This window comes from Microterricola viridarii (assembly GCF_900104895.1).
GTDB classification, from domain to species: Bacteria; Actinomycetota; Actinomycetes; order Actinomycetales; family Microbacteriaceae; genus Microterricola; species Microterricola viridarii.
Window position 1 is genome coordinate 2,222,011 of the sequence record NZ_LT629742.1, and the last position, 11,759, is coordinate 2,233,769.

Sequence of the window (11,759 nt, forward strand, 5' to 3'; positions counted from 1 at the left end):
CGGGCCCGCCCACGAACAGGAGTCAACGATGACGACGCCCCATGCCTACCTCTCCGCGACGGCGGTGCTCGCCCGCTTCCGGGACGGCAGTCTGACGCCCACCGCCTACGCCGCCGAGCTGATCGCGCACATCAACGCCACAGAGGGCACGATCAACGCGACGACGGGGGAGCGCCTCGGCATCGACGAGGCCCTCGCCGAGGCCGAGCGCCGCTACGCTGACGGCACCGCACGCCCGCTCGAGGGCCTGCCCGTCGTGCTCAAGGAGGAGCAGCCCATCCAGGGCCTGCCGGAGACCAACGGCAGCCCGCTGTTCAAGGACAACATCGCCGAGGTCACGCACCCGATCATCACGCGCATCGTCGAGGCCGGCGGCATCCCGCTCATCCGCGCGACGACGCCCGAGTTCTGCATCGCCGGATACACCCGCGGCAAGCTCTGGGGCATCACCCGCAACCCGTGGAACCCGGAGTTCGCCGTCGGCGGCTCCTCAGGCGGAACGGGCGCCTCGCTCGCGGCGGGCTACGCCCCCCTCGGCACGGGCTCCGACATCGGCGGGTCGACCCGCATCCCGGCATCCTTCAACGGCGTCGTCGGCTACAAGCCGCCCTACGGCCGCAACCCCGCGCTCGCCCCGTCGAACCTGGACAGGTACTGCACCGACGGCCCCATGGCCCGCACCGTCGCCGACGTCGCCCTGCTGCAGAACGTCATCTCCGGCCAGCACCCGGACGACCCGGTGAGCCTGCCGTCTGCCCCCACGATCGTGCCCAACGCCGACCTCACCGGCAAGCGCATCGCCCTCGCGCTCACCCTCGGCGACTACGGGGTCCAAGACGACGTGCGGGATGCCGTCGCGGCCAGCCGCGCCTGGCTGGAGGCCGCCGGAGCGACCGTGACCCAGATCACCGTGCCGATCGACCACGAGTTCGTCATGCAGACGGCGTGGACCCACTTCGGCACCATCTTCGTGCCCTGGATCGCCGAGATCACCGAGATGGGCGTCATGGACCAGCTCGAGCCGTACACCCGGCAGGCGATGGAGCTCGCCACCAAGTACATCAACCAGTACGGAGTGCTTGGCGGCATCGAGCGCGAGGTGCAGGTGCACGAGACGATTGCCACGGTGTTCGCCGAGTACGACGCGCTCGTCTGCCCCGTCGCCGGGATTCCCGCGTTCCGCGCCGACGACTACTACCTCGACGGCATCACGGTCAACGGCGTCGAGAACGAGTGCCACATCACGGCGGCCATGACCACCCCGTTCAACATCGCGAACCGCAACCCGGTGCTCGCGGTGCCGGTCGGCCGCTCTGCGGATGACGTGCCGATCGGCGTGCAGGTGGTCGGCGCCCCCTACGCTGAGCAGATCGTGTTCGACGTCGGCGCGGCCATCGAGGCCGGCCGCGGCGACTGGTACCAGGAGGACGCGCACCGCCCGGCATACGGGCTGCGCACGGCGTAGCCGGCCGCCGCAGCGGGCACGAGGAGCGAGGAGCATCGACATGGCAGCACAGAACACCACGCGGGCCAAGCTGTCCCAGGACAGCATCGTCGACGCGCTCCTCGCCCTCGCCCGGGAGGCCCCACGCGCCGAGGTGACATTCCGCATGCTCGGCGCGGAGCTCGGCGTCGCCGCGACGGCGATCTACCGCCACTTCCGCGACAAGGACGAGCTGTACCGCGCCGCCGTCGACCGGCTCTACGCCGAGGCGCTCTCCCGCGTCGACCGCGCGGAGCCGTCCTGGCGGCTGCGCCTTGCGCAGTACTCCGACGCGCTGGCCGCGACCTACCTGGAGGCGCCCGCGATCGGCCAACTCGCGCCACTGGTGGACGGCCGCGGCAGCGGCGAGCTCGCCTCGCTCGACTTCATCTTCGAGGCGCTGGAGCAGGCGGGCCTGTCCGGCCAGCGGCTCATCGACGCCTACGGGGCCTACGCCGGGCACACGCTTGCCTTCGCCGCAGGCATGGCCCTGGAGCTGAGCCGGGAGAGCACCCCCGGCTCGTCGGTGCCGTGGATCAGGATGCTGGACGCGGGATCGCTCGCCCAGTTCCCGCGACTCGTCCGGCTGCGGGGCGACCTGCTCGAGATGGACACCCTGGGCGTCTACCGCGCCGGGGTGCAGGCGATCCTCGATTCGATCGAGGCTGGCTAGCGGGGCCCGCCGGCCTTGCCGTCTTTGCCGTCCTTGCCGTCCGGGTTGGTCTTGCGCAGGTAGCGCTCGAACTCCTGGGCGATTGCCTCGCCGCTGGCCTCGGGGGAGTCCACCGTGTCGCGCGCCTGCTCCAGCTGGGCGATGTAGGACGCCATGTCCTCGTCCTCGCTGGCGAGCTCGTCGATGTTGGCCTCCCAGACAGCAGCCTCGTTGACGAGGTCGCCGCGGGGGATCGTGACGTCGGTCAGCTCCTCCAGCTTGTCGATCAGCGCCAGCATCGCCTTCGGCGACGGCGAGTGGTGCACGTAGTGCGGCACCGACGCCCAGATGGAGAGCGTCGGGATGCCGACCCGCTCGGCGGCGTCGGCGATGACGCTGAGGATGCCGATCGGCCCCTCGTAGTTGCTGCGCTCGATGTCGAGCTCCGCGCGCACCTGCGCGTTGTCGCTCGAGGTGAAGATCGAGATGGGCCGCGTGTGCGGAACGTCGGCGAGCATGGCGCCGAGGAACACGATCCCCCCGATATCGGCGGCGAGCGCCGCGTCGATGACCTCGCTCGTGAAGCCCTTCCACGTGCGGGACGGCTCGGTCCCGAGCAACAGGTAGATGTTGGAGTCGTTGGCGCCGCTCACCTGCATCTCGGCATCCGCGGCCAGCGAGGCGCTCGGCTCGCCGGGGGCGCTCGGGCCGTACATGACGGTGCTCGGCCAGGTCAGGGTGCGCTTGCCGTCGTCGTCGATGCCGATCGTCGGCCGGTTGAACTGGTAGTCGAAGTAGACCTCGGGGTCGACGGAGAAGATCTCGGTGAGCTCGAGTTCTTCCTGCAGTGAGCGCACGGCGCCGGATGCCGCCTCGCCGGCGTCGTTCCACCCCTCGAACGCCACCACCAGGATGCGTCCACTCAGCATTCTGCTGCTCGTCGTCACCGAAACGTCTCCGCTCTTTCTGCGACGGGCCCGTGCAGCCCGTCGTGCTAAGGATATGCCCGGCTCCGCACCTCTAGACTTGATCCCTGTGACTACTGACTCTCCTGCCGCTGTTCTCTGGGACATGGATGGCACCATCGTCGACACCGAGCCGTACTGGATGCAGGCGGAGGAAGAGCTCGTCGGAAGCTTCGGCGGCAGCTGGACGCACGAGGACGGTCTCCAGATGGTCGGCAACGGCCTGGCCGTGTCCGCCGCCATCCTGCAGGATGCCGGTGTGGCGCTCAGCACAGACGAGATCATCCAGCGCCTCACCGGCCGCGTGCAGGAGCTCCTCGAGACCGACGGCGTGCCGTGGCGCCCCGGCGCCCGCGAACTGCTCGCCGAGCTCAGCGAGCGGGGCGTGCCGACCGCCCTTGTCACGATGTCGATGTCGTCGATGGCCGAGCAGATCGTCGATCTGATCGGCTTCCCCGTGTTCCGGCTGATCGTGGCCGGCGATCACGTCGAGAACCCGAAGCCGCACCCGGAGGCGTACCTGCTGGCGGCCAGCAAGCTGGGCGTGCCCATCGAGCACTGCGTCGCCTTCGAGGACTCCGTCCCCGGGGTCGCCGCCGCGGCGGCATCCGGCGCCGTCACCATCGCCGTCCCGCACATCGTCGAGCTGCCGGAGCACCCCGGCTACACCCTGTGGCCGAGCCTGGCCGGCCGCACACTTTCCGACATCGCCACCGTGTTTGTCGAGACCTCACAGAACCAAGAAGTGGTGACCCCATGACTGACCAGTCCGCAGACTCCCGCCCGCAGCACGGCCGCCCGCAGAACAGCGGGCCGTTCCGCGCCGGCGACCGGGTGCAGCTCACCGGCCCCAAGGGCAAGCTGAACACCTTCATGCTCGAGCCGGGCAAGGTCTTCCACAGCCACCGCGGCCTCCTCGCCCACGACGACATCATCGGCCAGCCCGACGGCTCCGTCATCGCCAACAACGTCGGCATCGAGCACCTGGTGCTGCGCCCGCTGCTCAACGACTTCGTCATGGCGATGCCCCGCGGCGCCGCCATCATCTACCCCAAGGACGCCCAGGCGATCATCGGCCTGGCCGACATCTTCCCCGGCGCGACCGTCGTCGAGGCCGGCGTCGGCTCCGGGGCGCTCTCGCTCTGGCTGCTGCGCGCCATCGGCCCGGCCGGCACGCTCAAGTCCTTCGAGCGCCGCGAGGACTTCGCCGACGTCGCCCGCGGCAACGCGGCCACCTTCTTCGGCTACGACCCGGAGAACTGGTCGATCACCCTCGGCGACCTCTCGGATGCCCTGCCAGAGGTCACGGAGCCGGGCAGCGTCGACCGCGTCGTGCTCGACATGCTCGCCCCCTGGGAGTGCCTGCCGGCCGTCTCGACCGCGCTCAAGCCCGGCGGCGTGCTGCTCTGCTACGTCGCCACCGTCACCCAGCTCTCCCGCGTGGCCGAGGCGATCCGCGCCACCGGCGACTACACCAACCCGGACTCCAGCGAGACGATGGTGCGCGGCTGGCACGTCGAGGGGCTGGCCGTGCGCCCGGACCACCGCATGATCGGCCACACCGGATTCCTGCTCACCGCCCGCCGCCTCGCACCCGGAGCCGAGCTGCCAGAGCTCAAGCGCCGCCCGTCCAAGAGCGACTTCAGCGATGAGGACGTCGAGCTGTGGACGCCGGGCAGCCTCGGCGAGCGCAGCGTCAGCGCCAAGAGCCTGCGCAAGCGCGTCCGCGCCGCAACGGCCGGCGCCGAGCTCGCCAAGGCCCGCACCGACGACGACGCCGAGCCCGCCACAGACACTGAGCCCGCACCAGACACTGAGTAAACTGGCCGGGGCCACCAGGCCCACGGCATCCGAATACCTGACTTCCCCTGCATCGAAACGAGGACTCGTGCGCAAGCTTCCCGCACTGCTCATCACCGCCGGACTGCTCACCGTGGGCCTGACCGCCTGCGCCCCGAGCGCCGGCCCCGGCTGCGAGAGCCCCGTGCCGTCCGGCTCGTCCTCGTCGATCGTCGAGGTCACCGGCGACGCCGGCACCGCGCCGCGCGTCGAGTTCCCGACGCCGCTGAAGGCGGAGCACACCGAGCGCACCGTCGTGCGGGAGGGCGAGGGCCCCGGCACCGTCGAGGGCCAGCAGGTCGTGCTCGACTGGAGCGTCTACAACGGCACCAGCGGCGAGCTCATCGAGAAGTCGGCATACGACGGCTCCTCCGATCTGTCGTTCTCGCTGACGGAGGGCCAGCTCATGGCCGGCATGCAGCAGGGCCTGCTCTGCGCGACGGAGGGCTCGCAGATCACCTTGGTGATCCCGCCGGCCGATGCCTTCGGCGAGGCGGGCAGCCCGCAGCTCGGCGTCGCACCCGAGGACTCGCTCGTGTTCGTCATCGATGTCAACCGCGCCTTCCTGCCCAAGGCGAACGGCACCCCGCAGGCCGCCGTCGACGGCCTGCCGTCCGTCGTCCTGGACGCCGACGGCGTTCCCGGCGTGACCATCCCGTCCGCCGACGCGCCGACCGGCCTCGAGGTTGCCGTGCTGAAGCAGGGCGACGGCGCCACCGTGCAGGAGGGCGACCAGATCGTCGTCCACTACACCGGAGTGCTCTGGGACACGAAAACCGTCTTCGACTCCAGCTGGACCCGCGGCGCCCCGGCCCGCTTCGCCGCGGCCCCCGGCTCGGCGACCGTGCAGAACGGCGTCATCCCCGGCTTCGCCGAGGCGCTCGTCGGCCAGCAGGTCGGCTCGCAGATCATCGCCGTCATCCCGCCAGAGCTCGCCTACGGCGAGCAGGGCAACGGCAGTGTTCCGCCGAACGCGACGCTCGTCTTCGTCGTCGACATCCTCGGCATCGTCTAGTCGCATGGAAGCAGGGGGCGTGGTAGCGGTCTCGGTCGAGGAGCGGCTGTTCAGCCTGGTCCTCGCCCTCCTGGCGAGCGAGCAGGGTCTCGGCAAGTCCGAGATCCTCTCCACCGTTCAGGGCTACCGCCAGCGCTACGTGCTGGGCGGCGACAACGCCAGCCTCGACCGGCAGTTCGAGCGCGACAAGGACGACATCCGCGAGCTCGGCATCCCGCTGGAGACCATCGACGCCCCCGACCGGCCGGGCGACAGCCAGAGCGCCCGCTACCGCATCCCGCGGGCGCTCTACGAGCTGCCGGCCGACGTGACGTTCTCGCCAGCCGAGAACGCCCTGCTCGGCCTGGCCGCCGCGGTGTGGCGCGACGGGTCGCTCTCCGAGGACTCCCGGCGGGCCATCACCAAGCTGCGCTCGCTGGGCATCGAGACGGATGACGCCGTCATCGGCTACGCGCCGCGCCTGCGCGTGCGCGAGGCCGCCTTCGGCCCGCTCAAGCTCGCATTGGACCGCCGGCAGCGGGTGAGCTTCCTCTACCTGAAGCCCGGCCAGAAGAAGCCGCTGCTGCGCACCGTCGACCCCCACGCCCTCGTCGTGCACGAGAGCCGGTGGCACCTGAGCGGCTTCGACAAGCGGGCGCGCGCCCCGCGCACCTTCCTGCTCTCCCGCATCGTCGGGCCGGTGAAACCGCTGCCCGGCGAGACGTTCGACGCCCCGGCCGCCGGTGCCGCCGAGCGCTCCCTCGCCGACTTGCAGCGTGTCTGGCAGGGCAACGTCGCCGTGCTCGGCATCGTCGCCGGCAGCGACGCGGAGCTGCGCCTGCTGAAGCGCTCCGGCGTCAGCCCCACCGATTCCGGCAGCTACGAGCTGCACTTCACCGACCTCGACATCCTCGCCGACGAGCTGGCCGGCTTCGGCCCGGAGGTGCTCGTGCACGCACCGGCGGAGCTCCGCGCGGCCGTGCGCTCCCGCCTGCTCCAGGTGAGCGCGACGCACCAGGATGGAGGCAACGCATGAGCGCCCAGCCGTTCCGCGCCCAGGACAAGCTCGCCCTGCTGCTTGCCCTGGTGCCCTACCTGCTCGATCAGCGCCGGGTGAGCGTCGCGGATGCCGCAGCGCACTTCGCCGTCGCCCCCGAGCTGATCCGCGACGCGGTCTCCCTGATCGCCGTCTCCGGCGTGCCGGGGGAGACCAAGCAGTACCAGCACGGTGACCTGTTCGACATCGACTGGGACGCCTACCTCGAGCGCGACACGATCGTGGTCACCCACCAGGTCGCCATCGACGACACCCCGCGCTTCTCGGCCCGCGAGGCGGCCGCCCTCATCGCCGGCCTGCAGTACCTGGCCGCCCTGCCGGAGCACGACAACCGGGAGGCCATCGCTACCCTGATGGCCAAGCTCACCCGCGGCGCGTCCGCCGCGCCCAGCCAGCTGGCCGTCGCGGAAACCGCCACGGCGGGGGAGGCCAGCGCCGAGGAGATCGCGACGCTCCGGGCCGCCATCAGCGCCGAGACGCAGGTCGAGTTCGACTACCTGAACGCCCGCGGCGAGCGGGAGTCCCGCGTCGTCGACCCGCTCCTGATCGAGTCGATCGACCAGGACTGGTACCTGCGCGGCTGGTGCCACCTGCGCCACGCCGTCCGCACCTTCCGGCTGGACCGGATCAGCGCCCTGCGCGGCACCGACCGCCCGATCTCGACGCACGGCGACGACGTCGACGTGCCCAGCCGCCTGTTCGATGTGTCGGCCGACGACCTCCGCGTGCAGCTCGAGCTGCCGGCCGACGCCCTCCCGCTGATCAGCGACTACGTGACCCCGGGCGCGCGCACCGTCCGCCACGGCGACAAGGTGCGGCTCACCATCCGGGTCACCCACTTCCACGGTCTCAAACGCCTCGTCAGCGGCCTGCCCGGGCTGGTCGAGGTGCTCGCACCGGCCGAGGCGCGCGCCCTCGTCGCCGAGTGGGCCGCCGCCGGCGCCGCCCAGTACGCCGCGGATGACGCAGGGGCTGGCGCCTGACATGCCGTGGTGGAGTTGGTGGTTGATCTGGGGCGGGCTCGTGCTGGCCCTGGTCGGCATGCTCGCCTACTTCGGCGTCACCCTGTTCCGCAAGACCGTCGCGGCCGCCCACGAGCTCGGCGAGCTCGGCGACGCGCTCAGCATCCTGGACGCCCAGCTGGACGAGCTGGCGCCTGACCGCACGCCCTCCGCCGTGTTCCGCGACCAGGCCGAGCTCGCCCTCCTCGTTGAGGGCAATCGCAACTCGCGGATCCTCCACAGGCAGCAACGCCGCGATGCCCGACTTGCGCGGGGTAAACTACTCGTACGCTCGACCGAGAATTGGACTCCACCTCATGCTTAATGGACTCACCGGATGGCACGCAATCGTCATCCTCGTTATTGTCTTGCTTCTCTTCGGCGCACCCAAGCTCCCCGCTCTGGCCCGCAGTCTCGGCCAGTCGATGAAGATCCTGAAGTCCGAGATCAAGCCGGATGCCGCCAAGGACGCCGCGGGCGAGGCCACCCCGGCCAGCACCGACGGCGACGCGACGCCCAAGCCGTAACGAGTGACCGAACGCGACACGCGCCGCAGCCGCGAAGGCAAGATGCCGCTTGGCGCTCACCTTCTGGAGCTGCGCAAGCGGCTCTTCCTCGCGGCCATCGGCATCCTCCTCGGGGCGATCGTCGGCTGGGTGTTCTCTGAGTGGATCTGGGAGCAGCTGCGCGGACCGGTGACGGCCCTCGCCGAGAGCCGCCGGGCGGAGATCAACTACCCGAACATCACCTCGGCGTTCGACCTGCGCCTGCAGGTGGCGATCTACTCCGGCCTGATTCTCTCGAGCCCGATCTGGCTCTACCAGGTCTTCGCGTTCCTGACCCCCGGCCTCACCAAGACGGAGAAGCGCTACACCTTCGGCTTCTTCTTCACCGCCGTCCCGCTGTTCTTCGCCGGGTGCGCGGCCGGCTGGTTCGTGCTGCCGAACATCGTCAACCTGATGGCGAGCTTCGCCCCCGTCGACACGGTCACCTACTTCGAGGCCAACGCCTACTTCAACTTCGTGCTCAAGCTGATGCTCGCGATCGGCATCGCCTTCGTGCTGCCGGTGTTCATGGTGCTGATGAACTTCGCCGGCGTGCTGAGCGCGGCATCCATCATCAAGTCCTGGCGCATCGCCATCCTCGTCATCTGCCTGTTCACGGCGGTCGCGACCCCCGCAGCCGACGTCGTCTCGATGTTCCTGCTGGCCATCCCGATGGTCGTGCTCTATTTCGCCGCCTACGGGGTCGCCGCCCTGCACGACTGGCGCGCCGCCAGACGGGCGCGTGCACTCGAGGCCCAGTACGCCGATCTAGGCTGAGCCTGTGAGCACACTCTCCCCGGCCGAGCGGTACGCGGCCTCCCGCAGCAACCGCCAGACCCCACTCGTCCAGGCGTTCAGAGAACTGCAGCGCTTCGACCTGGACCCGTTCCAGCGGGCGGCCTGTGCCTCGCTGGAGGCCGGCCGCAGCGTGCTGGTGGCCGCACCCACCGGCGCGGGCAAGACGATCGTCGCCGAATTCGCCGTCTACCAGGCCATGCAGGACCCGTCAGCGAAGGTGTTCTACACCGCGCCGATGAAGGCGCTCAGCAACCAGAAGTTCCAGGAGTTCGTCGCCGACTACGGGCCGGAGAACGTCGGCCTGCTCACCGGTGACACCAACATCAACTCGGGCGCGCGCATCGTCGTGATGACCACCGAGGTGCTGCGCAACATGCTCTACGCCGACTCCGACCTGCTCGCCGACCTCGCCTTCGTCGTCATGGACGAGGTGCACTACCTGGCCGACCGCTTCCGCGGCGCCGTCTGGGAGGAGGTCATCATCCACCTGCCCAGCGAGGTCAGGCTGGTTGCGCTGAGCGCCACCGTCTCCAACGCCGAGGAGTTCGGCGACTGGCTGCAGGCCGTCCGCGGCGACACCGACGTCATCGTCTCCGAGGAGCGGCCGGTGCCGCTGGAGCAGCACGTGCTGGCGCGCGGCAAGATGCTCGACCTGTTCGACTCCTCCGGCGTCGCCGCCACGAACCGCGTCAACCCGGAACTCGTGCAGCTGGCCAAGGGCGGCTCCCGCTCCATCCACGCCCGCTCCACCCGCGGTCGGCGCGGCCACGACCGCGGCGGCTGGAGCCCGCAGCCGCCGGCCGCCAAGCTCGACCGCGCAGCCGTCGTCGCCATGCTCGACGGCAAGAACCTGCTGCCGGCGATCTTCTTCATCTTCAGCCGGGTCGGCTGCGACCAGGCCGTCCGCCAGGTGCTTCGCGCCGGCGTCCGCCTCACCCAGGCACACGAGCGCGACGAGATCCGCGCCATCGTCGAGGAACGCTGTCGCCCCCTGCTCGACGAGGACCTCGCCGTGCTCGGCTACTGGGAGTGGCTGGAAGGGCTGGAGCGCGGCGTCGCCGCCCACCACGCCGGCATGCTGCCCGCCTTCAAGGAGGTCGTCGAGGAGCTGTTCCAGCGCAAGCTCGTCAAGGCCGTCTTCGCGACGGAGACGCTCGCCCTCGGCATCAACATGCCCGCCCGCACCGTGGTGCTGGAGAAGCTGGAGAAGTTCAACGGCGAGGCCCGCGTGCCGATCACGCCGGGGGAGTACACCCAGCTCACCGGGCGCGCCGGGCGTCGCGGCATCGACGTGGAGGGGCACGCCGTCATCCACTGGCAGGACGGCCTCGACCCGCAGGCGGTCGCCGCCCTCGCCTCGCGGCGCAGCTACCCGATGAACTCCAGCTTCCGGCCGACCTACAACATGGCGGTCAACCTGATCGAGCAGTTCGGCCGGCAGCGCGCCCGCACCATCCTGGAGTCGTCGTTCGCCCAGTTCCAGGCCGACCGCTCCGTGGTGGACCTGGCCCGCACCGTGCGCCAGCAGCAGGAGTCCCTGGACGGCTACGAGGCGTCGATGCACTGCCACCTCGGCGACTTCGCCGAGTACGCGGGCATCCGCCGCGCCCTGACCGAGCTGGAACGGCGCGCCTCCCGCGCCGAAAACCAGGAGTCGCGCGCCGCGAAGGAGAAGGTGCAGCGCGAGCTCAACTCGCTGCGCAGGCAGAGGCGCGCCCACCCCTGCCACAACTGCCCGGACCGGGAGGCGCACGCCCGCTGGGCCGAGCGCTGGTTCAAGCTGCGCAAGCAGAACGACGCCCTCCGCGCCCAGATCCGCTCCCGCACGGGCGCCGTCGCCCGGGTCTTCGACCGGGTGACCGAACTGCTGCTCGGCTTCGGCTACCTGGAGAAGGACGCCAGCGGCAAGCTCAGCGCCAGCGCCAGCGGGCGGATGCTCCGCCGCATCTACGGAGAGCGCGACCTTCTCGTCGCGGAGTCGCTGCGCCGTGGGCTCTGGAACGAGCTGGACGCGCCGAGCCTCGCCGCCATGGCGACGACGCTCGTCTACGAGCCGCGCCGCGACGAGGGCAACCTCTCCGAGCGCTACCTGCCCCGGGGCGCCTTCGTGCGCGCCTTCGACGCCACCGGCACGCTGTGGAGCGAGCTCGACGACCTGGAGCGCTCGCACCGGCTGCCCGGCAGCGAGCCGCCGGCCACGGGCCTCGCCCTGGCCATGTGGAAGTGGGCCAAGGGCGCGCCGCTCGGCGAGGTGCTCGGCGACGCCGACATGGCCGCAGGCGACTTCGTGCGCTGGACCAAGCAGACGATCGACCTGCTCGACCAGCTCTCCGTCGTGGCCGACAATCCCGTGGCGGCCAACGCCCGCCTGGCGATGGACTCCGTCCGCCGCGGCATCGTTGCGTACTCCTCGGTCGCCTAGGCT

The 11,759-nt window shown here is 70.6% G+C and carries 12 protein-coding genes; 11 read left to right on the plus strand and 1 reads right to left on the minus strand.

Annotated elements, in window-relative coordinates:
• Nucleotides 1–28: 28 nt before the first annotated feature.
• Together BLT62_RS10180 and BLT62_RS10185 are read left to right on the plus strand one after the other, a co-directional pair.
• Nucleotides 29–1,465 (plus strand): amidase, encoded by a 1,437-nt coding sequence (locus BLT62_RS10180; RefSeq protein WP_083363953.1) that lies wholly within the window; start codon nt 29–31, stop codon nt 1,463–1,465.
• Between the two features lie 40 nt (nt 1,466–1,505).
• A complete protein-coding gene (locus BLT62_RS10185) occupies nt 1,506–2,156 on the plus strand; it encodes a TetR/AcrR family transcriptional regulator (RefSeq protein WP_172829683.1) in 651 nt (216 codons plus the stop codon).
• Here the strand turns inward: BLT62_RS10185 and BLT62_RS10190 are convergent.
• Entirely contained in the window at nt 2,153–3,064 is a 912-nt protein-coding gene (locus BLT62_RS10190) for a proteasome assembly chaperone family protein (protein WP_083363955.1), read from the minus strand. The two genes, BLT62_RS10185 and BLT62_RS10190, sit on opposite strands and share 4 nt — an antisense overlap.
• Before the next feature lie 106 nt (nt 3,065–3,170).
• On the opposite strand from BLT62_RS10190, the gene BLT62_RS10195 reads away from it, so the two are divergent.
• The 9 genes from BLT62_RS10195 to BLT62_RS10235 all read left to right on the plus strand — a co-directional run bounded on the left by BLT62_RS10195 (nt 3,171) and on the right by BLT62_RS10235 (nt 11,756).
• Nucleotides 3,171–3,860, plus strand: a complete 690-nt coding sequence (locus BLT62_RS10195; RefSeq protein ID WP_231919093.1) for an HAD family hydrolase — start codon at nt 3,171–3,173, stop codon at nt 3,858–3,860.
• The gene (locus BLT62_RS10200; RefSeq protein WP_083363957.1) at nt 3,857–4,921 is read left to right on the plus strand and encodes a tRNA (adenine-N1)-methyltransferase; all 1,065 of its coding nucleotides are present in this window, start codon (nt 3,857–3,859) and stop codon (nt 4,919–4,921) included. Before BLT62_RS10195 ends, BLT62_RS10200 begins: the two co-directional genes overlap by 4 nt.
• Before the next feature lie 67 nt (nt 4,922–4,988).
• Nucleotides 4,989–5,954, plus strand: a complete 966-nt coding sequence (locus BLT62_RS10205) for an FKBP-type peptidyl-prolyl cis-trans isomerase (RefSeq protein WP_156786307.1) — start codon at nt 4,989–4,991, stop codon at nt 5,952–5,954.
• 19 nt (nt 5,955–5,973) lie between these two features.
• A complete protein-coding gene (locus BLT62_RS10210; protein ID WP_231919094.1) occupies nt 5,974–6,969 on the plus strand; it encodes a helix-turn-helix transcriptional regulator in 996 nt (331 codons plus the stop codon).
• Nucleotides 6,966–7,973 (plus strand): WYL domain-containing transcriptional regulator, encoded by a 1,008-nt coding sequence (locus tag BLT62_RS10215; protein ID WP_083363960.1) that lies wholly within the window; start codon nt 6,966–6,968, stop codon nt 7,971–7,973. Before BLT62_RS10210 ends, BLT62_RS10215 begins: the two co-directional genes overlap by 4 nt.
• A gap of 1 nt (nt 7,974) precedes the next feature.
• Complete coding sequence (locus BLT62_RS10220) at nt 7,975–8,316, plus strand: hypothetical protein (protein ID WP_156786308.1); 342 nt, start codon at nt 7,975–7,977, stop codon at nt 8,314–8,316.
• Nucleotides 8,309–8,518, plus strand: coding sequence for a twin-arginine translocase TatA/TatE family subunit (gene tatA / locus BLT62_RS10225; protein WP_083363962.1), 210 nt, complete (start codon nt 8,309–8,311; stop codon nt 8,516–8,518). Before BLT62_RS10220 ends, tatA begins: the two co-directional genes overlap by 8 nt.
• A gap of 3 nt (nt 8,519–8,521) precedes the next feature.
• A complete protein-coding gene (gene tatC, locus BLT62_RS10230) occupies nt 8,522–9,313 on the plus strand; it encodes a twin-arginine translocase subunit TatC (protein ID WP_231919095.1) in 792 nt (263 codons plus the stop codon).
• 4 nt (nt 9,314–9,317) lie between these two features.
• Nucleotides 9,318–11,756 carry a DEAD/DEAH box helicase gene (locus BLT62_RS10235; RefSeq protein ID WP_083363963.1) on the plus strand — a complete coding sequence of 813 codons (2,439 nt, stop codon included), beginning with the start codon at nt 9,318–9,320 and terminating at the stop codon, nt 11,754–11,756.
• Nucleotides 11,757–11,759: the final 3 nt, after the last annotated feature.